Origin of the sequence: Lysinibacillus sp. FJAT-14222, from assembly GCF_001278875.1 — a bacterium.
GTDB lineage: Bacteria > Bacillota > Bacilli > Bacillales_A > Planococcaceae > Lysinibacillus > Lysinibacillus agricola.
Genome location: NZ_LIYL01000018.1, coordinates 82,186 through 101,809, shown reverse-complemented (window position 1 = coordinate 101,809; position 19,624 = coordinate 82,186). Strand labels below are relative to the sequence as shown.

Annotated in this window: 23 protein-coding genes and 1 pseudogene; 6 read left to right on the top strand and 18 right to left on the bottom strand. The window is 37.6% G+C overall.

Annotated features, from left to right (window positions below):
- The first annotated feature begins 151 nt into the window (after positions 1-151).
- Both AN161_RS08285 and AN161_RS08280 read left to right on the top strand, forming a co-directional pair.
- Positions 152-1,438: a hypothetical protein gene (locus tag AN161_RS08285; RefSeq protein ID WP_053593884.1), complete on the top strand. Its 1,287-nt coding sequence runs from the start codon at positions 152-154 to the stop codon at positions 1,436-1,438.
- Between the two features lie 249 nt (positions 1,439-1,687).
- Positions 1,688-2,302 (top strand): exosporium glycoprotein BclB-related protein, encoded by a 615-nt coding sequence (locus tag AN161_RS08280; protein WP_053593883.1) that lies wholly within the window; start codon positions 1,688-1,690, stop codon positions 2,300-2,302.
- A gap of 142 nt (positions 2,303-2,444) precedes the next feature.
- Here the strand turns inward: AN161_RS08280 and AN161_RS08275 are convergent, their stop codons facing one another.
- The 15 genes from AN161_RS08275 to AN161_RS08215 form a co-directional block, all read right to left on the bottom strand.
- Positions 2,445-2,957, bottom strand: coding sequence for a YfiT family bacillithiol transferase (locus AN161_RS08275; RefSeq protein WP_053593882.1), 513 nt, complete (start codon positions 2,955-2,957; stop codon positions 2,445-2,447).
- A gap of 151 nt (positions 2,958-3,108) precedes the next feature.
- Positions 3,109-3,591 (bottom strand): hypothetical protein, encoded by a 483-nt coding sequence (locus AN161_RS08270; protein ID WP_053593881.1) that lies wholly within the window; start codon positions 3,589-3,591, stop codon positions 3,109-3,111.
- A gap of 91 nt (positions 3,592-3,682) precedes the next feature.
- Positions 3,683-4,327, bottom strand: a complete 645-nt coding sequence (locus AN161_RS08265) for an aspartate/glutamate racemase family protein (protein ID WP_053593880.1) — start codon at positions 4,325-4,327, stop codon at positions 3,683-3,685.
- Between the two features lie 11 nt (positions 4,328-4,338).
- On the bottom strand, positions 4,339-4,749 hold the full coding sequence (locus AN161_RS08260; protein ID WP_241774528.1) for a GNAT family N-acetyltransferase: 411 nt from the start codon (positions 4,747-4,749) through the stop codon (positions 4,339-4,341).
- Complete coding sequence (locus tag AN161_RS28180) at positions 4,736-4,945, bottom strand: hypothetical protein (protein ID WP_082339995.1); 210 nt, start codon at positions 4,943-4,945, stop codon at positions 4,736-4,738. Before AN161_RS28180 ends, AN161_RS08260 begins: the two co-directional genes overlap by 14 nt.
- 92 nt (positions 4,946-5,037) lie before the next feature.
- The gene (locus AN161_RS08255) at positions 5,038-5,817 is read right to left on the bottom strand and encodes an alpha/beta hydrolase-fold protein (RefSeq protein WP_053593879.1); all 780 of its coding nucleotides are present in this window, start codon (positions 5,815-5,817) and stop codon (positions 5,038-5,040) included.
- Positions 5,814-6,596, bottom strand: coding sequence for an ABC transporter ATP-binding protein (locus tag AN161_RS08250; protein ID WP_053594035.1), 783 nt, complete (start codon positions 6,594-6,596; stop codon positions 5,814-5,816). The genes AN161_RS08255 and AN161_RS08250 overlap by 4 nt, the downstream gene beginning before the upstream one ends.
- 29 nt (positions 6,597-6,625) lie before the next feature.
- Positions 6,626-7,657, bottom strand: a complete 1,032-nt coding sequence (locus AN161_RS08245) for an iron ABC transporter permease (RefSeq protein ID WP_277815928.1) — start codon at positions 7,655-7,657, stop codon at positions 6,626-6,628.
- Positions 7,650-8,657: an iron ABC transporter permease gene (locus tag AN161_RS08240; RefSeq protein ID WP_053593878.1), complete on the bottom strand. Its 1,008-nt coding sequence runs from the start codon at positions 8,655-8,657 to the stop codon at positions 7,650-7,652. The genes AN161_RS08245 and AN161_RS08240 overlap by 8 nt, the downstream gene beginning before the upstream one ends.
- Before the next feature lie 16 nt (positions 8,658-8,673).
- A complete protein-coding gene (locus AN161_RS29530) occupies positions 8,674-8,835 on the bottom strand; it encodes a hypothetical protein (protein WP_158002993.1) in 162 nt (53 codons plus the stop codon).
- Positions 8,836-8,916: 81 nt separating this feature from the next.
- Positions 8,917-9,900: an ABC transporter substrate-binding protein gene (locus AN161_RS08235; RefSeq protein ID WP_053593877.1), complete on the bottom strand. Its 984-nt coding sequence runs from the start codon at positions 9,898-9,900 to the stop codon at positions 8,917-8,919.
- Positions 9,901-10,239: 339 nt separating this feature from the next.
- Positions 10,240-11,070 (bottom strand): AraC family transcriptional regulator, encoded by an 831-nt coding sequence (locus AN161_RS08230; RefSeq protein ID WP_053593876.1) that lies wholly within the window; start codon positions 11,068-11,070, stop codon positions 10,240-10,242.
- On the bottom strand, positions 11,052-11,432 hold the full coding sequence (locus tag AN161_RS08225) for a DinB family protein (protein WP_241774527.1): 381 nt from the start codon (positions 11,430-11,432) through the stop codon (positions 11,052-11,054). Before AN161_RS08225 ends, AN161_RS08230 begins: the two co-directional genes overlap by 19 nt.
- Positions 11,433-11,565: 133 nt before the next feature.
- On the bottom strand, positions 11,566-12,132 hold the full coding sequence (locus AN161_RS08220) for a nucleotidyltransferase family protein (protein ID WP_053593875.1): 567 nt from the start codon (positions 12,130-12,132) through the stop codon (positions 11,566-11,568).
- Between the two features lie 43 nt (positions 12,133-12,175).
- Positions 12,176-12,988 carry an alpha/beta hydrolase gene (locus AN161_RS08215; RefSeq protein WP_053593874.1) on the bottom strand — a complete coding sequence of 271 codons (813 nt, stop codon included), beginning with the start codon at positions 12,986-12,988 and terminating at the stop codon, positions 12,176-12,178.
- Between the two features lie 289 nt (positions 12,989-13,277).
- Here AN161_RS08215 and AN161_RS08210 point away from each other — a divergent pair.
- A pseudogene (locus tag AN161_RS08210) lies at positions 13,278-14,070 on the top strand (sulfite exporter TauE/SafE family protein).
- Between the two features lie 202 nt (positions 14,071-14,272).
- Here the strand turns inward: AN161_RS08210 and AN161_RS08205 are convergent.
- Positions 14,273-15,232, bottom strand: a complete 960-nt coding sequence (locus AN161_RS08205; protein ID WP_053593873.1) for a proline dehydrogenase family protein — start codon at positions 15,230-15,232, stop codon at positions 14,273-14,275.
- Positions 15,233-15,345: 113 nt separating this feature from the next.
- Here AN161_RS08205 and AN161_RS08200 point away from each other — a divergent pair, with 113 nt between their 5' ends.
- Positions 15,346-16,746, top strand: a complete 1,401-nt coding sequence (locus tag AN161_RS08200) for a PLP-dependent aminotransferase family protein (protein WP_053593872.1) — start codon at positions 15,346-15,348, stop codon at positions 16,744-16,746.
- A 15-nt stretch (positions 16,747-16,761) separates the two neighbouring features.
- Positions 16,762-17,253 carry an SRPBCC family protein gene (locus AN161_RS08195; RefSeq protein WP_053593871.1) on the top strand — a complete coding sequence of 164 codons (492 nt, stop codon included), beginning with the start codon at positions 16,762-16,764 and terminating at the stop codon, positions 17,251-17,253.
- A 177-nt stretch (positions 17,254-17,430) separates the two neighbouring features.
- Here the strand turns inward: AN161_RS08195 and AN161_RS08190 are convergent, their stop codons facing one another.
- Positions 17,431-17,775, bottom strand: coding sequence for a hypothetical protein (locus AN161_RS08190; RefSeq protein ID WP_053593870.1), 345 nt, complete (start codon positions 17,773-17,775; stop codon positions 17,431-17,433).
- 157 nt (positions 17,776-17,932) lie between these two features.
- On the opposite strand from AN161_RS08190, the gene AN161_RS08185 reads away from it, so the two are divergent.
- Positions 17,933-18,793: an endo alpha-1,4 polygalactosaminidase gene (locus tag AN161_RS08185; protein ID WP_053593869.1), complete on the top strand. Its 861-nt coding sequence runs from the start codon at positions 17,933-17,935 to the stop codon at positions 18,791-18,793.
- A gap of 83 nt (positions 18,794-18,876) precedes the next feature.
- On the opposite strand, the gene AN161_RS08180 is transcribed toward AN161_RS08185, so the two are convergent.
- Positions 18,877-19,389 carry a DNA-deoxyinosine glycosylase gene (locus AN161_RS08180; RefSeq protein WP_053593868.1) on the bottom strand — a complete coding sequence of 171 codons (513 nt, stop codon included), beginning with the start codon at positions 19,387-19,389 and terminating at the stop codon, positions 18,877-18,879.
- Positions 19,390-19,624 lie beyond the last annotated feature (235 nt).

The following is a 19,624-nucleotide window of genomic DNA, read 5'->3' as shown; positions in this document are numbered from 1 at the left end:
AATTAATTCGTCATGATATTTATTAAAATCAATATGTATGATTTTTGCTTACCTTTAGAAAGAAGTAAAATGTTTATAAGGATCGGTATATTTGTAACAGAAAGTAATTATTTTTAATAAAATATTAATGGACTGAAAGGGGTGAAATCCAATGGAAGATTCAAAATTGTACTCTAATCAAGACATTGAAAAATTAAAGCAAAAAATCGAAGCCTATAGGTCAACGTTGACTTCATTAAAAATGGGGACTTCAATGGGAGATTACCTATTTATGAAAAAGGATTTTGATGGGATTAAAACGCAAATCGCACATTTAGAAGGGCTAACCGAAACAATAGATGATAAGCAAAGCTCACAAATTAAAGGCTACGAGGAGCAGATAAAGTTTCTATCGATGCAAATTGAATCTTTGAATCAAACGATTGAGGAAACGAATCAAGAAATATTAATGGTTTTAAATAAATTACTTACGATTGAAGATGCTGAAGCTCCAACTACTACACCTAATACTGAAAACACTTCTAATTTTATGGGTAACAGTGCACAAAGACATCCGAGAATCGAACCGACAACGAACAAATCGGTGACTACATCAAAACAGCCATCTTATAAAATGCTACAAAATCTAGCAGGTAAAGCAACAAATATGCAATTAGATATACACAATGGCATACCTTCTGATCGCAATGAAAATCAGAGAAATAAGCCCGAAGAACGCCACTTTAATCAACAATACTTTCAATCTGTAAATACACATCCAAGCCAAATATATAATGGTTTATACAGAAATACAACCACAGAATCCACCTTCCATTTTAAAAACGCTACGAACGCACAAGAAATTCCAATTAGTGTTTATGAACCTCATACATTACCGCCTGCCGAAATCCATAATTCCACTGTTATCGACCTTAATGCAGAAAATCCAGCTAATTACGGAGAACCCAATAACACTGTCACTATAGATGAAATGAACTCTGTATTAACAAATGAGCCTGCCTATTTTGAAGCATCTGAAACGGTTAATGAGCCCGTCATTCCTGAAGCATCTGAAGTAGTTAATGAACCTGTCATTCCTGAAGCATCTGAAGTAGTTAATGAACCTGTCATTCCTGAAACACCTGAAGTAGTTAATGAACCTGTTTTTCTTGAAGCACCTGAAATGGTTAATGAGCCTGTTATTCCTGAAGCACCTGAAGTGGTTAATGAACCCGTTTTTCTTGAAGCATCTAAAGTAGTTAATGCACAAGTCGACATGAATAAATCCTCAAGTGACGAAATTGAAATCTTTGAAGCTAGGGCCGAGGAAGAACATGAAACCCAAGTACAAATTGAAGAAGTAAACAAGCAACCCGAGCTAAAAGAAGAATCACCTGAAGAAAGCCAGAAAAAAGATAAGGGTTCTTTGTTTTTCAATTTCTTTCGAAAATGGAGTTAGTTTAAAGTTGTGGTGTACAGAGTACAGTTACAATAGAGATTTATACGATAAATCCGTCCAATAAGTATGAAAATACATATTGGACTTTTTTGTGTTCAATTAACAATTTACCTGAAAGTCAAATTCATTAGCGAATACTTGCCATTGACAAAAACTCCTCTAAAGAAACCTCAATATTTTCACATATAGATAATTGCCCTTACCCTATAATCTTAGCCGAATAGAATAATGAAGAAAGGGGGTGTCAAAATGTGTATGAATAATTCAATGTGCGGGAGCGGCTGTGGCTGCGGTAATAAAAATGAGTGTGCTGCACTTGGTCCTTTTGAAGCTATAGACGCTGCATGTATTACTACACCAGCAGCAACAGGCTCTATCATCCCATTCGCATCAGGAACAGTTCCTGTTGTTTTAGTAGCTCTTGGTACTGGTTTAATTGGTACAACAAGTATTGTGGGATTCGGTACATCCATTCCAGGGATAACTCTTACTGGTACTAATATAGACTTAACAGCTGCTGCTGGAACTGAAGCCTTTTCTGTTCCACGTGCAGGTACTATTACATCTATTTCTGCATCCTTGTCTGCAACAGTTGCTGTAACCATTGTAGGATCCGCAACAGTCAGAGCACAAATCTATCGCGCAGTTGCGGGAAGTAATGTTTTCAGCCCTACAACAGCATTTGTTGATTTAGCACCAGCTCTCTCAACAATAGCAGTAGGTACTATTACATTTGGTACTGCAAACGTTACACCAGTGCCAGTAGCTGCTGGTGATCGTTTATTAATGGTGTTCTCCGTTACTACCTCAGGGGTTGCTGCTACTGTTACTGGTAACGCAAGTGCAGGAATCAATATTGTATAAAAAATTTATGTTCGTAAGTTAGATTAAAGCTACCATACAGTATCATTATCCGTGTAACATACGATATTTACTTGAAAACAATTTCAAAAGTAGGCGATTTTCCAAAATCAGAAAATCGCCTACTTTTCACTCTAAAAAAATATTATTTCGCCAAAGCCATTTGAATATGAGCAAGATGATGCTCTCCATGCCAAGCATATAAGGCTACAGCTTTTTCAAGTGTCATCGAACCTGAATCAGGATGATGAAATGCTCGCTGTAATTGGTTTTCTGTTAAGCTTTCCAGCAAATAAACCCAGCGTTCATGCAAGCCTTCAATTATGTTACAGGAGGTTGCGACAGGCATTTCTGAATCCGGAAGCTTTGCCCATTCTACCTCATTGTAAGGTTTAATCGTCGGACTATCCTCTGTCAAAGCTAGCTTAAAACGGATGTAGCTATTCATATGACTATCTGCCATATGGTGGACAAGCTGCATAACCGTCCAGCCATTTTCTCGATAGGATTTTGTTAATGACTGTTCACTCGCACCATTAAGTGCCTCTGCTAGTTGTGTCGGTAATAGACGAATATCTTCTATCCATTCCTTTACTTGCTGCGCTGTCACTACTTCCGGAAATTGAAATTGTCCAATTGGATATCGTAAATCGGTCATGTAGCTATCCTCCATTTCTATTTTCTTACTTTTCATATTACCAATTTTATATTTTTCACGCTATTTGCCTTAATTTTTTTAAGTAAAACCCTCATTTTGTAAGAATTTATTCTTACACAACGAGGGTCATATTATGTGGAATATTAACTTTTTATTTAGTAATATCATAAATTAACGTATCAAAATAGCTTCCATTCGTATAAAGTAATATTGCCCATTCTCCAGGCTTCGGGATTGTCACATTTGAAGGTGCATGAGCATCTGCACCATTAGCAGGTCCACCAAGCCCTATAGTCCAACCACCTACTAAAATAGGATGCACTGTTTTAGAATCTTTATGATACCCGACAATTGTTAACTTGGTATCTTGACCTTCTTCAATTCCCCAAATATGCCACATCCATTTTTGAGTGTTTAAACTCGGCATATCGGCACCGATAACACCCGATTTATTTGCATTACCGATAATACCTCTCTCTCCAAATTTAGCTGCCTTTTGGTCCCAATCAATTGATTTAAAGTCACTTTCTTGCACAAAGTCAGGTAAATCATTTGGCAGAGCAATCGCTTTCTCGCTCATTGTACAGCCTACCAACAATAACAACACTGTTACCATAAGTACCCATCGCCTCATTACTACACTCCCTACAAGTCATAGTTATTTCCTATAAAACGAATGTATCGCACAAATTGTTACAGAGGATCCGAATATTATATTCATTCTATTATTCTATAGATCTCATCACAAATTTAACTAATGACTTTAACGGATGAATAATCGTTACATCTGACTCTATTTCGAATTGCCGTGCAGCCTCAACCATTGAAAGCTGTGCAACTGAAATATGCTGCTGCTCCCCTGCTACATCATGAAGAGTTTGTATAATAGCGTTATTATATGCATCCTTTTTTCCTTGCATAATCAGTTCAAACGTATTGTCGATAACTTTTACTTCAGCATTAATGGATTTTTCATGTGACAAAGCGTATTGCTGAAGTCTGTTCATCGTACCTTCTACGGTTTCAGGATTTGTAAAAAGAATCGTTTGAGGCTTATTTTCTTCACAGATGGTTTCAAAGTAAGGCTCATCTATTTTAATAATGGGAATAGAGAGTTCCAGCTGTTCTTCCTCTAACAATGCAATATAATTAGTGCACGTTATTAAAATGGCATCTATATTACAGCTCTCCATCCATTCAAGTTGCTCTTTCACCTTAAAAGCTAACTCTTCAGCCCCTTTTGAAACTTGTTGTATAAGACCTGGATCCACAAAATGGACTAGCTCTATCTTCTCCATGTTTTGAAATGCCTGTTCTATATACTCAATATTTGAATGATGTGCATGTAAACAACCAAGCTTCTTCCTCAAGACTAGCCCCCCTAATTAGTAAGCTGTTTTTCCATTGTCGCTACAGAAAGAGAGAAGCCGTTACGATTTTCTGCCTTGCCCTCTTTTGTGACAACATAACCCAATGAGCGATACAACTCAATATTTCTTGGTACACTCATACGTACTTTACATCGACTAGTACTCTTTCCATTAGCAAACGCATATTGTTCAAGCTCTTCAATTAATGCTTTAGCCAATCCTTGTCCTTGCTTTTCCGGAATAACAGATAATCTAAAAAAATAAATTCCTTGAGAACTAAGTGTAAACCTTACCATCGCAACTGGTTGCTCATCGATATATCCAATAAAGGCTTGCTCTCCATTTTTCATCGCCTGTTCAATCGATTCAATCGTTTCATTTAGTGCACTTGATGGTGGTGTTGCATGTTCATACTCTATCAATTATGCCTCGGCATAATTGCGTCCGGAATCGGCTTTGTGCTTGCACAAAGAACTCCTTTCCGATTCCGTGACATCCGCCGGAGGCTTTAACTTCTTTCAGCGGGTGTTTGGACACGCACTGAAAGAAGTTAAAGGCCTGTAACATAACGTTATGAATTACTGAAGCATCCTCTGCTTGTGCTAAAATAATGTTCATTTGTCAACACTCCTTTTTGATTAAAAATACGTTATAATGCATTTTTAATCAAAAATAAACCGCATTATCACAAAATAATGCGGTTAGTACTATTAATTTTTATACACAAAGCGAATTGCTTTACTCATTACTGTTGGAACGATTGAAGCATGATTTTCCTCCAACGCTTCATAGAAGGAAATATCCATGATTTTCTGTAATTTACTCGCAATTTGTTGTGCATCATCAACCATAAAGGTTTCCAGTTCCCCCACACCGATGAATAATTTTTCATAAGCAAATGGGCGCTCTTTTATAAATGTTGACGCATAACTGAATAGTTCATGCTCATTCCACCAAATAGAAGGGCTAATCGCTATATAACGTTGGAAGCTTGCTTGATGATGGAATAATTGCCAAAGCGCAAAGTAGCCCGCTAATGAATGCCCGAACAGTGCTTGCTGCTGCATATTTACAGGGAACTGAGCCTGAATACTTGGCTTTAATTCCTGTTCTAAAAATCTACTAAAGTTCTCGGCTCCTCCATGTTTCTCATGACCCTTACCTTTAAATCTTGCAGGATAAATATACGTTTCGGATTGTCCTGTAAAGTCATAAAATCGGCGTTCATGCATATCCGCACCATGCCCAATACCTACAACAATAGTTGGCAATATACCCGTTTTAGGTGCATTGCGACTTTGTAGGCGTACCGCTTCCTTTACAAGATGGAAATATGACGATCCATCTAATACGAATAAGACCGGAAAACCTCCTTCCGGTACTTCTCCATTCGGTACATAGATATTTACCATATAAGTATAATCCGTAAACTTCGATACAATTTGCTGCGTCACATAATCAGGTGCTTTCGCGATCTTCGCTTCTATCATTTGTCGGTCTCCTTCATAACATCATAGCCATAACATACTGGTGTTTTCGTAACCGGATCTTCCATAATACGTGCATTAATATTGAAGACGTTACGCATAACATCTTCACATAAAATTTCCTCAGGCGTGCCAGTTTTCATTACAGCCCCCTGTCGCATGGCGATTAAGTGATCGGAATATCGTGCTGCGTGATTAATATCGTGCAATACCATAACAATCGTACAACGATGCTGCTCGTTTAAATTTTTCACAATTTCTAGTACCTCTAACTGATGTGCCATATCTAGATAAGTCGTCGGTTCGTCTAATAATAAAATATTTGTTTCTTGGGCTAAGGCCATTGCAAGCCATACACGTTGGCGTTGACCTCCAGAAAGCTGAGCAAGCTCCCGGTTACGATACTCATTGGTATTTGTAACCGTTAAGGCCCATTCAATCATTTCCTCATCTTTATTTGTTAAGCGATTAACACTATTTCGATGCGGATAACGACCATAGGCAATAAGTTCCTCAACCTTTAACTGACCTGGTGCAATAGGCGTCTGTGACAAGATAGCTAGCTTTTTCGCGATTTCCTTCGTCGATAAATTTTGCATGTTTTGGTCCTGTAAATAAACCGTTCCCTGCTGCTTCTTTAATATACGGCCAATTGTTTTTAATAATGTTGATTTTCCACATCCATTGGGCCCTATAATGGTCGTAATCTTTCCCTCTTCTATCGTTAAATTCAAGCCTTCAAACACACGAACCTGCTCATAGCCAGAAGATAAATTTTCCATTCTAAATGCAGTTTGCACACTATTTCCTCCTATGCTTTTGATTTCACTAATAAATATAAGAAATAAGGAATCCCAATAATCGAGACAACAATACCAACCGCCAGCTCAGACGGTGCAAATACTGTTTTCCCTATAAAATCAGCTAAAATAAGCAATCCCGCGCCTATCAACGCACTTACTGGCATGACATAACGATGTTGTATGCCGACAAGCTGTTTAGCAATATGTGGCGCCATTAATCCAATAAAACCGATACTACCTGATACTGATACACAGGCACTGACTAAGCCGACACTTGCCAATAGCAGTTTCATTTTCTCTTTTTCTACCGCTATCCCTAAACTAGTAATACTATCCTCTTCCAATTGAAAATAATCGAGCAAATACGATTTCCGATACACATAAAAGCCTAATAATATAAGCCATGGCAACATAGTCACGACAAAAATCCAGTTTGCATTATAAATAGAGCCTGCCATCCAAACTGCGGCAGCTTCATAATCCTGAGCGTTCATTCTCAATGATAAAAACAGTGACAATGCCCCAAAGCCACTATTAATTGCAATCCCTGTTAAAATTAATCGTTGCATATCTAAATGACCATTTTTCAGGGCAAACGAGAAAATCAACACAGCGGCCATCGCACCACCGACAAACCCGAAAATCGGCATCATCAAAATGGATAACCAGCTACTCATATCTGCAGATGTGAGACGTAATTGAAAGAAAAACATAAATATGACAACTGCTGCACCAGCACCAGCATTGATTCCTAAAATACCGGGGTCTGCTAAGCCATTACGTGTAATACCTTGTAGCACAACCCCTGCCATTCCTAGGCCAACACCAACTAATGCTGCAATGACAATACGTGGTAAACGGAATTCAAAAATGACAAGATCAAATTTTGAATTTGGTTCAATGCGTAACAATGTTTTTAAGACATCCATCACCGACATATCAAAGACACCATTTGTAATATGGAGATAACCGGCACCTAAAATAAATAACATGAGTATTGAAACAGTCATAACGAATACACTTGAGGTTTTTTTACGCACGTTTTTCACCTCCGTGTTTACGAACTAAATATAAGAAGAATGGAACACCAACCAAGGCTGTTAATACGCCGATTGGAGTTTCGAATGGGTAATTAACAAAGCGACTGAGTACATCACAAAGTGCTAAGAAAAACGCACCTACTACAGCTGCACATGGAATGATAAAGCGGTAATCGACTCCAACAAGAAAACGCGTAATATGAGGAATGACTAATCCTACAAAGGCAATCTTCCCTACAAGTGCAACTGCTGTACCTGTTAAACATACAACAGCAAGCATACTAATAATTTTCACTGTTTTTGTTTTTTGCCCAAGTCCAATAGCGATATCTTCGCCTAGTGAAGTTATCGTAATAGCCTTAGCCGATATTAAGGCAAGAACTAAACCAATTAATCCAAATGGAATAGCTAGCATGAGCATATCCATATCCACCATATGAACCTTTGTGTTATACCAAACGCTTACCGTTTGTGATACTTGGAAATACATCGCAATGGCTGTAGCAATACTGCTTAAAAACGTACCAATGACCGTTCCAATAATGGCAAGCCTTACTGGTGATAAACCATTTCGAATTAAAGAGCCAAAACCAAATACAATCCCTGCCCCTAATGCTGAACCGAGCATAGAAAGTAGAATCATTTGATAATTAGGAAGCCCTGGGAAGAATACTATCGCTAACGTAATCACAAATGCAGAACCATCATTAACGCCCATTAATGATGGGGACGCTAAATAATTTCGTGTAATACCTTGCATCACTGCCCCAGCTACTGCTAAAAATGCTCCCACCAGTAATACCGCGGCAATTCTAGGAATACGCCCCGTTCGAACAATTTGGTGGTCAACATTTGAAGGATCGAATGCAGTAATTGCCTGCCACACCGTTATTGCGCTAATGTCCTTTGTACCGTACATAACGGAGACTAATGCCACAATCGCAATTAGGAATGGAGAAGCTGCTAATATTGAAAATGCCACAATGTTTGTTTTTTTCAACTTCCGCACCCTTTTTCTATATCAATTTCACCTTGGCGTAATTGTTGCTGTCGCTTCGCTTTCGCACAGATAAACAATGTTGCTGTCGCTTTGCTTTCGCACAGACAAACAATGTTGCTGTCGCTTCGCTTTCGCACAGAAAACAATGTTGCTGTCGCTTCGCTTTCGCGTAGATCAACAATGCGTCCGAAGGCTTTATCTTATAAAAGGCTGGCAATAGCCTGGTGATGCCACCAAATCTACTACCAGCCTATCTAAACTATTTAAGTAATTTTTCAGCTGCAATATCTAAAAACTTCACCTTAGACCATGCTGTACCACCTTGCGCTAAAGGTTCAATTGCATTCACGAAAACCTGATTATTTTGTGATGCCTTTAAGCTTGAGAAAATTGGATTCTTTTGTATCTCTTCTAACGCTTTCGGTGCATCAGCATTTTCTGATTCCTCGAACTGAATGAAAATAGTATCAGGATTAACCTCTGCTAATGTTTCAAGCGATAGTTCAGCCTGTGCCTTTGTAGTTTTTAAAATTTCTGGTATTGGAGCCCCTAAATCTTCATATAGCACAGGATTTAAGTAAACTCCTGCAGGATAGATATACATTATGCCGCCACGTACTCGAATAACTAGAACTTCCTTGTCCGCTAATTGCTCTTTAGATTTCGCTTGAGAATCAACAACCTTTGCATCATAATCTGCAATAATTTTTTTTGCATCGTCTTCTTTACCTGAAAGCTGTGCAAGTAATGTTAAGTTCTCTTTCCAATTTGTAGAGACATGTGAATACGGAATCATCGTTTGAATTTTATTGAGCTTTTCAGCAGTTTCTTCAGGGAATTTTGATGTACCTAAAATGACATCTGGGTCAAGTTTAAGAATGGCTTCTGCATTCGGCTCCATTTTATTTCCTACAAGCTCAGCACCTTCTAGTTCAGAGGTAAGATATGATGGAATTTTCCCACCGATATCAAGCACGCCAACAGGCTTAATGCCAAGCATCGCCGCATCTTCCATAGATTCTAAGCTTGCCGCTACAATATTTTTCACTTCTGCAGGAAGTTCATATTTTTCTCCTAAATATGTAATCGTCTGTGTTTTCGCTTGATCTGTTTGCGATTCTGTTGCACTTGTTTCCGCCGCATTATTTGTGGATGTAGCAGACTCTTCTGCTTTATCCGTTCCACATGCAGCCAAGGATAAAGCTAATAGAGCAGGCGCACACATTTTAAAATATTTATTCATAATTATTCTCTCCCAACAAACCTAATTATACTGATAATGATAATCGTTTTCATTTATAAGTCAATAGAGTTTAGTGATTTAATTGATACTCATTATCATTTACGGATTCTATCCTAACAAAGAGAAAACCAGATGTGAATGGACAATTTCATGAATCACATGGATTTTTGCCGATTTTTAACTTCTTTCATCAGTGTTCAAACACCTGATGAAATAGAGGAACTCAGTCTAAGAGCGCCACGTCCTGTGGCAACGACTGAGTGACCAACATCGTGTTGGCCCAAAGCCTCCGGCGGATGTCACAAAAAAAAGCTGCTTCTTTTTTCAAGAAACAACTTTTTATACGTATTTAGCTTCCTCAAGCATTGTTTTTCGATATGTTGTCGGGGACATTCCAGTACATTTTTTAAATACTCGACTGAAATAAAAGCAATCTACATAACCTACACATTCTGCTATTTCTGCTACTGGAGAATCGTCATATTTCAGTAACTCCTTTGCCCGTCGTATGCGATACTCTGTTAAGTAGGCGCTAGGGTTCATCCCAGTATGCTGTTCAAACAGATAGGCAAACCTACGACGCTCCACGCCAAGTTCTTCAGCAATTTTCGAAACAGAAAGTTGTTTAGCATAATTCTCATGTATATACTGTAAAGCTTGCTCCATCTGGTCACTTGCCGTATCGAGAACCTTCACTTTTGCCGATATAAGAATAGCTTCCAGGAGATTCATAAATAGTGTCTTTGCCTTGAATTTTGACATATTACCTGGCATTGATTGGCTTTCTATTAACTGCTGTACATAGTCAATAATTTTTGTATGATAGCCTGTATTAATTAAAAAGTGCTGAGCTGATAACGGATATAAAGTTGATTCTTCTGGAGAAAGTTGATAATGTACAACCGCATACTCCCATTCCTTATCATCAGAAACTTTAATTTCGATTGGCATTTGTGGCCCTGCATGTACGATCATACCCGGCTCCATTGCATAAGGGATACCATTAAAGCTAAATATAGCACTACCAGCGAGCGGTACAACCAAACCACACTTCCCTGGGGCTGTTGTTCGCCCTTTATCTACTTGACCAGTCTCCATTTTATTTGTAAAAACATCTGTAAATTTTACAGACGCATGTGCATAGTAATCAATTAAATACTTGATATCCACTTTATTGCCTCTTCATTCTTTAAAACTTCTTGGACTTGTGAAAAATGATGCAGATCAAGATCTACTAAACTAGCAAAGTAACTGTGAAGTGTTAATTCAGTAGCACCTATTATAAAAGGCTGTTGCCATTGCTTCTCCACTATTTGATAAAGTGCGTCAATTAGCTGATGTCTCTGATTGATAAAATTGGCTATCGTTTCTTCTTTACTTTGTGCACGACCATTCCTTGCTGCACGAGCATTCATCTCTACTACATCTGGCCCTTTTGGAAAGCTTTCATTTGTAAAAAGAAACGGCAGACGTTGTTTTAACACGAATTCATCCCACGGTGTATGATGTCCAATTACCTCTGCACCGTCCATTTTCCAGGCCCTATAGGCGTACGCCAGTGTTCTTCGTTTATGTTTGCTAAACTTTCCACAAATACAATAGATTTTTCATAATGCGAGATTACTTGATGTTTATCGTGATACAAATTCATTCCTTCGCTTCGTCTTAGTAGAAAATCTGTAATTTCGGCCAAATTGATTCCCATTGTTTGTTTTGAACCCTGCTCTTATAAATTTCATGCATCGGAGAGCCTTTTTGAAAATATGGTGTAGGAGCGACAATTCCAGAAACTAAGTGCTTAATACCATGAGGTGCAGCTATCTCAAGTATTCCATTAGTAAGCCTCACACCAATAGCTGTCGGGATTTCTGGAAAATGTGCCATACCATCAATAGATGATTGATAAGGCTCACTATTATTTACTACATGCATTCTTGCTTGATTTTTCACAGACCAAGGCTCATTTGGTAAATACTTCGTCAATTCTTGTTCATACTGCTTCTCATATTTTTCTGAGGGATTTACTTTATCAAAATATATCACATCAATATCAGCTAATGATGTTCTGTATTCTTTTTTATGTAGAAAATCCCACACCTTCGAGCGAATAAATCCAGCACATACCCATGAATCAGGTAATTGTAGCTTCTCTACAGTTGTTAAAATACCCATCATCCATTCATCTGCAGCAATTAAGCTTTTTAGCTCTTCTTCTGTTTTTATCAGTTTCATTCACCTCTGAATTTGTCATACCAATGCTTGCACTGCTTCCTAATTAATGATCCACAAGCCATGTTCTTATCTTTTTAGCAACATCCTTAGGTGCTTCACGAAAAATATCATGGCCTGCATCAGCGATCGGTTCAATATCCAAGTTTTTAATGCTAGTTTGCAAAATTTGAATACTCTTCTTTCTAGTAGATTCTAATTCGCTTGGTTTTGTTGCCCGTATCAATAGAGTCGGGCAAAGCACCCGTTCTACTATATCTGTGACTGGTTCCGCATAAATACCTTTTATTATGGATTGTCCTGTAAAAGTAGAAATCGTTAGTCTAATTTCTCCATCCTGCTCCTTAACTTGAGCCCTTGATGCTTCTTCAAGCTCTTCCGACCATCGTGAAAGCTCTTCTTTTTCCGATTCAAAAAATACGTCCCAAGATGAGAATCTTACTTCATCGCAAAATTGCTCTATACTTTGTAATTCGTTTTCTAATGTCATCCCTAAATCTTGCGGTGACAAATAACCGCCATCTAACAAAATAATTCCCTTAATTCGTTTAGGGTATTTAGCGGCATAATGCAATGCCAAATCAGCCCCAAAAGAATGACCAATTAAATAATGAGATGTATACCCTAACTGCTGATTTATTGTTTCTTCTATGTCTTCAATCAAATTGGACGGAAAATAAGCCTTTTCTTCTTCCAAGGCTTTTGCATAGCCGTGTCCAGGTAAATCAAAGGATACGGTATGATACTCTGGTAAATGTTTTGCTAGTTCTCCAAATGCTAAGCCCGTACTCCCTAGCCCATGTAAAAAGATGAAAGTTGGATTTTGTGAGTCTCCCCATTGATATATATTTTGTTTCATTGCTACTATCCCCTTTTGTAAATGATCACTTCCATTACTTACAATAATAACTATTTACAGTTCAATTTCAAAGGGGCTAGGCAGATGAAAATAAGCATTTGGCAAATCAGGAGAGGTTGGAGCTTTATGGAGACTTTATTTCAAGTATTTATAGTGGAAGAGAAAAAATCAGCTGATCTTTGTACCGATTATATTTATAAATTTCATTTATACAAAACGAAAAATAATATATTAGATTTATAAATTATTTACCAATACCCTTTAACTAACAACGTTAAAGGAGACGCTTATGAAAAAATCTTTTATTTTGATTATGACTTTTGCCATTATAATGGGACTTTTTTATACAAAGCTTTCACTGACTCTAGTCGGTATCGGAATTATTGCTGCTTTTATCGGTACCCTTGCTGGAGGTGCTGGGCTAATTACGATCCCTGCTATGATGCTTGTGGGCATACCTATTCAAACAAGCATTGCTACGAATAAATTTTCATCGGGTATCGCAGCGTTGTCGAGCATCTTTTATCTTTTTTATCATAAAGAGCTTCGTCTAGCATCTATTATGAAATATGTTGCTGTAGCCATTGCCGGAGGTGTTTGTGGAGCACTTCTAACAGTATCGATTTCAGAGAAAACCATGAATATTATTGCATGTATTCTACTTATTTTCGCTTTGTTTATAACATTTAAAAATAAAGAATGGACTGTTAGCTCTGAAGAAAATGACACTAAACACAACAATAATTTTTGGCAGCCATTTTTATGCAGCTTACGATGGTGGCTTTGGACCTGGCTCTTCAACCTTCAGCATACTACATTTTTTACGCTATCATTACACCTACATAAAGGCTGTACAGCTCACACGCGTACTTATATTCGGGAGCTGTACAGGGGCATTTATAGTATTTTACCAAACTGGCTTTATTCAATGGCAATATGCAATTGCGATGGCAGTAGGCTCTATTATTGGCTCTCAGCTCGGACTTTTAATTCTACCGAAAATTCCGATAAAAGCAGCTAAAATACTACTAACAATTATCATTTCATTACTACTTATTCAAGTAGCAATAAAAATAATCTAACTATTTAAGTGTTCTGAATTAACTTCCATTCATTGTTTAGGACAGTAAAAATATTCGTTGCTCTCCCGCGATGCCACAAGAAATCTTAGTTCATTAGCCAAAAATACCGGAAAACTTTGAACGACGAGCTTACCAGCCACAACCGAGCTACCGACTATAATCATAGCTAAAAGTATTTTTACGATTGGAAGTAATTGATTGTTCAATAATCTTCACTTCTAATTAACATAGATGGATTAATAATGTCTGCTACAGCCAAAAATAGATTCTCAGGATACTCAGCAAGACGATGACATAAATATAGATACCACTCGCTACCATACGGAAGATATACCTTACAACGATATCCCTTCGCTTTTAATTGATGAATCAAATCTGGTCGTATGCCATATAGCATCTCTATCTCAACATTGGGTTGATTAAAATATTGTCTTTGTTCCATTTCTTGAATTAATGCTTCATCATGCGTAGCTATCGAGATTGGATGATTGGCATTAATCAACTGCTCTGCATAATGAAGATAACGTTCATTCAGTTCCGCCGATCTTTTCAGCGCAACGTCGATTGGCTCCTGGAAAGCACCTTTAACAAGCCTTATTTTCCCTGGATATTGAATAAGCTGCTGTATATCCTCCTCTGTACGATAGAGATGAACTTGTAGTGTGATCCCGACATTGGAATATTGGCTAGCTATTTTTTTATAAATGTCGAGAATATCGCTCGTTTTTGATGACTCCTCCATACTAATCATTAAAGTAATTTCATATTGATTTGCTTTTTGAGCAAGCTCTACCAAGTGTTTATACGCAAGTTCTGCGTTGACAGAAAGACCAATATGAGACAAATCAAATGATACAGTCTGTTTCATCGCCAAAGTACCCATGTCCTCTATAAGCTGTAGAAATTCATCTTTAGCCCTTTGACATTCCAACAAATCCGTTGTATTTTCTCCAATAAATTCAATGGATATTTGATAATCCTTGGCGATGAATTCTCGAGCAATTGGAATGGCATCCTGTCTCTTTTCACCTGTAACATACCGTTTCGCTGCCTTCAATAATAACGGATAGAGCTCTGTTGACTGTTGAACGGAGTGCTTCATTCGTTCATTTCTCGCTGCCGATTTTAATGCTTGAATCACTAATTCTTCTGTCTTTTTCATTTTTATTCCTCCTCTTACCTATTTGTCTGTACTTTAACATGGTAAAATTGGTAGCTGTAGAACCACTTTAGAGAATTTTTCAAGGTACCACTTTTAAAAAGGAGGCGAGAAAATTGTTATGGATACCGATCGATCGTTCTTCAGATATTCCTTTAAATCGGCAAGTATATCAGCAAATTCGGGAAAAAATTTTAAACGGACATCTTCAAGCAGGTGAAAAGCTAGCATCAACCCGTGAGCTTTCCGCCGAGCTAAAGGTTTCGAGAAACGTTATATTGGACGCTTACGATCAATTGTTAGCAGAGGGATTTTTATTAGCAAGAAGAGGATCAGGTACATTTGTTTCAGAGGGAGCCTTTTTAACGCAGCATGATGTTCCATTTTCATTACATGAGGTCGATGAAAAAAAGGTTAAAAATCATATTATTAGTTTTCGCTCGGGCATTCCCGCATTGGACTTATTTCCCCGTAAAACATGGGCAAAGCTATCATATCAGCTATGGAATGATATTGAATCAACTAATTTTGGATATGACTTCCCAGAAGGTCGTCTAGAATTAAGACAAGCCTTGGCACACTATTTGTTAAGAACAAGAGGTGTTAACTGTCATCCAAAACAAATTGTCATTACATCAGGCGCTACACAAGCAATGACACTTGTTTCTAGGTTGCTTTTATCACCGAAAGATATAGCCATCATGGAAGACCCTATTACGAATGATATTCAAACAATTTTTAAATCTTCAGGTGCCTCTATTTATCCAATACCTGTTGATGAATATGGGATAAAGACAGCCCTAATACCAGAAAATTTGCATCCTAAGTTTGTCTTCCTGACCCCATCACATCAATTCCCATTAGGTGGCATACTACCAATACAACGCAGAATTCAATTAATCAATTACGCAAGAAGAAAAAATTGTTTTTTAGTTGAGGATGATTATGATAGTGAGTTTCGCTATGAAGGTCCACCCGTCAGCTCTTTACAAGGCTTAGATCCAGAACGTGTACTCTATATAGGCTCTTTTAGCAAGATCCTCTCTCCAGCATTACGTATAGGGTACATCGTTCTTCCCACTCATTTAATCGAGAAATATCGGCAGCTGAAATGGTTTACAGATTTACACACTCCCTCTTTAGATCAGATTATTCTGGCACGTTTTATTAAAGATGGCTACTTGGAACGACATATTGCAAAAATGAAGAAATATTATAAAAGAAATCGAGACTTCCTTATCCAATGTTTGCAAACGACCTTTTCAAATAAGGTGAAGATTTTAGGCTACTCTACCGGCATGCATTTAATTGCTGAGCTGGAGGATATTCATTTTTCGAAAGAGCTATTGTTAAAAATCGAACAATTTGGTGTAAAGGTATACCCTGTAGAGGAGCATTCGATAGAGAAAGGGAAATATAATAATCGCATTATTTTAGGGTATGGGCATTTAAAAAAGAATGAAATAGAAGAAGGCGTGACAAGACTATTTCAAGCAGTTTATGATGAGATAAAGTAAACAAGGAGGGTATCCATGCTCGCTACTATTCAAAAACAACAAAATAGCTATGTCGTAAAATTCAACCGTCCTCTGTCACATTCAGTTGATGCTGTTTGGGCCGTATTAACGGAGAATGAAAAGCTTCAAAAATGGATGAATAATTTAGAAATCATTGATCTTCGAAGGAACGGCAAAATCCATTTTAATATGAATGATGGAACAGATACTTATAAGGAAATAGCAATAACAGACTATGCTGAGAAGGAAGTACTCGAATTTGATTGGGGCACAGATACAGTAAGATTTGAACTCTCCTCTACTAGCAGCGGTTCAATATTAGTATTACTTGAGTCAATTGGTGCGCTAACTGAGCATACGCCTAAAGATTTAGCCGGCTGGCATATATGCTTAGACCTGCTTTCGGATTTATTAAATGGAACTATACATGAAGAATTTCCAATGGAAGAATGGCAAAAATGGTTTGTAGAGTATAAGCAACTTGTGGATAACTTAGAAAAGATTTAGGCATATCACGAATAAACTCCTAGAGCAGAGATACATGCTCTAGGAGTTTTCATAGTCTTTGCGTCAGCAACAAAGCGCCCAGTCGGAACGGAAATCACCCCCTCGTTTTGCTGCATAGCTATACTTTATTTATAATGACACCTTTATTTCATAGACATAATAGTTTATAACTCTTAATTACCATCTCGAGCATTCATACGAGCGAATATTCCTTCTTGCAATGGTACGGAAGCGCCATCCATTTCTGCTACTCCATCGGAATCCTGCAATAAACTCTCTTCCTACAGCAGTTGGGAAGAACCAAAAGCCTGTTCCATTATTCATCCATATATACGTATTTCTAAATAAGCATGATTGAATACCACTTGTACCTAATCCCCATGGTGGAAGTGGTGGCGCAAAGCTAGGTGGTGGACCAAAAGGCATTTGACCTGCTGGTGGTGGGCCAAAATTAGGTGGGCCAAATGATGGTTCGAAACCAGGTTCTGGAAGTATAATAATTTCTTCATATGGATTGTACATGAAAACCCCTCCTTTTACATAATTCAATATATGTAAAAGGGCGAATAACCGTTGAGCAGTTGCCCATTAGCTTAGTGTTAGGCCGGCCTAATGCATTCGTATTTCCACGGCAGTTATTATATAATAAAAGGTATGTTTTCCAAGAAAAGGGGCGCTTATGCGAAAAATATTTTTACTAATTACTACAATCCTATTGTCCTTTGGGATCTGGCTATTTTTTAAATCTACAAATTCTTCTGCAGAATCAACAAGTATTCAAGACAGGTTAGCTGCTGTTAAAGAGTACAAATATTATTTAGATACAGGAAACGATAAGATTGGTAAGGAAATGGCTAAAATGGATTTGGTCATTGTGGAGCCTATCGAAATGCAACAGAAGTATATTGAACACGCTCAAAAAAATGGAACATTAATTTATGGCTATATTAACGCTATGGAAGCAGACAAATGGAATTCAGAGCTCTATAGCCAATTAAATGAAGAGGATTTCTATAAAGATGAGCATGGAGAAAAGATGTATTTCTCTGAGTGGGATTCGTATTTAATGGATATGACATCTAAACACTATCAAGAGCTTTTACTAAAAGAAATTCAAAAGCAAATTGTACAAAAAGGATTAGATGGTGTGTTTTTAGATACTGTTGGCAATATTAATTCTTATTTACCTGAAAATGAGCAGGCAACACAAAATGAAGCGATGCTCTCCTTCATCAAAAAAATAAAACAGCAATATAACGGCTTGTCTGTTGCTCAAAATTGGGGCTTTCAAACATTAGCTGATTATACAGCGCCATATATCGATTTTATTATGTGGGAAAATTTCTCGTATGATGTAGTCGGAGAAGATGAATGGTCGTTGGATAGGATGCAGCAACTAGTTAAGATACGAGAAAAATTCGGTACACAGGTGATGACAATCGGATTTAACGATAAAAAGAAAAGTCGTGCCTTAGCTGAAAAATATCGTTTTAAATTCTTTTATAGCCCTGCAGGATCTTACTACAACACATGGCAGTAATGTCCACTTTCATCTATTAGAAATTGCTTATAATCCTCTCCGTCAAGTAACACTAATCGGAGGGGTTTTTTTTAGTAGTGTAATTATTTGGGTAAATAAGAGTGCATCACTCGCCAATCCTGAAGCTTTTCCTCAAAGGATTTAATATTTTTACCTGGTATTGGGCTAGTCGAAGGCATTTTTTGATAGGCTCGACCATCTAAAACATCTAAGCCAATATGCTTTTTAAAAACCTCGAATGCCTTTGTGCCATTAAAAAGCACTAGCTCAATATTTGGATAGTTTTTAAAAAGGGCTTTAAAATCATTCGGTTTTTCATTACGAATGGTTGCATCTAAGCTTCCTTTACGCTCGCACGATTCAATTGTATCCCAGAGACCTATATGATTGCTCTTTAACAATGTTAATCTTTGCTCATAATCCTGCGGTATTTCTACCTCTAATATTTCCCCAATAATCGGCCAAAAGTGATTGCGTGGGTTACCATAATATTGCTGCTTCTCTAATGATTGCTTTCCTGGCATTGAGCCGACAATTAGCACCTTCGATGACAAACTAATAACTGGTGGTAATACATTTTTCAGTTCATTTGACATAACAATCACTCCTTCCTCATATTGTAGCGGAAAATTTGTGTCAATGTTATTGAAGAGCATTTATCTATTATTCCATGGGGGTGATTTCCGTTCCGACTGCGTGCTTTCCTGGTGGCGCCCAATGAGCCCTCGACTACTATCCACTTAACCAACTTATATACACGGCATACGTTTTAACAAATGTCATCTACATCTTTCGGTGATGGTTCCCGCTATCCTAAAAATAGATCAAGCT

Coding starts and splice junctions, on each gene's coding strand:
- AN161_RS08280 (WP_053593883.1), top strand. CDS start 1,688: ATGTGTATGAATAATTCAATGTGCGGGAGCGGCTGTGGCTGCGGTAAT.
- AN161_RS08270 (WP_053593881.1), bottom strand. CDS start 3,591: ATGAGGCGATGGGTACTTATGGTAACAGTGTTGTTATTGTTGGTAGGC.
- AN161_RS08205 (WP_053593873.1), bottom strand. CDS start 15,232: ATGAAAAAGACAGAAGAATTAGTGATTCAAGCATTAAAATCGGCAGCG.
- AN161_RS08285 (WP_053593884.1), top strand. CDS start 152: ATGGAAGATTCAAAATTGTACTCTAATCAAGACATTGAAAAATTAAAG.
- AN161_RS08190 (WP_053593870.1), bottom strand. CDS start 17,775: ATGTACAATCCATATGAAGAAATTATTATACTTCCAGAACCTGGTTTC.
- AN161_RS08195 (WP_053593871.1), top strand. CDS start 16,762: ATGCTCGCTACTATTCAAAAACAACAAAATAGCTATGTCGTAAAATTC.
- AN161_RS28180 (WP_082339995.1), bottom strand. CDS start 4,945: ATGAACATTATTTTAGCACAAGCAGAGGATGCTTCAGTAATTCATAAC.
- AN161_RS08220 (WP_053593875.1), bottom strand. CDS start 12,132: ATGAAACTGATAAAAACAGAAGAAGAGCTAAAAAGCTTAATTGCTGCA.
- AN161_RS08215 (WP_053593874.1), bottom strand. CDS start 12,988: ATGAAACAAAATATATATCAATGGGGAGACTCACAAAATCCAACTTTC.
- AN161_RS08185 (WP_053593869.1), top strand. CDS start 17,933: ATGCGAAAAATATTTTTACTAATTACTACAATCCTATTGTCCTTTGGG.
- AN161_RS08275 (WP_053593882.1), bottom strand. CDS start 2,957: ATGACCGATTTACGATATCCAATTGGACAATTTCAATTTCCGGAAGTA.
- AN161_RS08180 (WP_053593868.1), bottom strand. CDS start 19,389: ATGTCAAATGAACTGAAAAATGTATTACCACCAGTTATTAGTTTGTCA.
- AN161_RS08250 (WP_053594035.1), bottom strand. CDS start 6,596: ATGGAAAATTTATCTTCTGGCTATGAGCAGGTTCGTGTGTTTGAAGGC.
- AN161_RS08235 (WP_053593877.1), bottom strand. CDS start 9,900: ATGAATAAATATTTTAAAATGTGTGCGCCTGCTCTATTAGCTTTATCC.
- AN161_RS08225 (WP_241774527.1), bottom strand. CDS start 11,432: ATGGACGGTGCAGAGGTAATTGGACATCATACACCGTGGGATGAATTC.
- AN161_RS08255 (WP_053593879.1), bottom strand. CDS start 5,817: ATGATAGAAGCGAAGATCGCGAAAGCACCTGATTATGTGACGCAGCAA.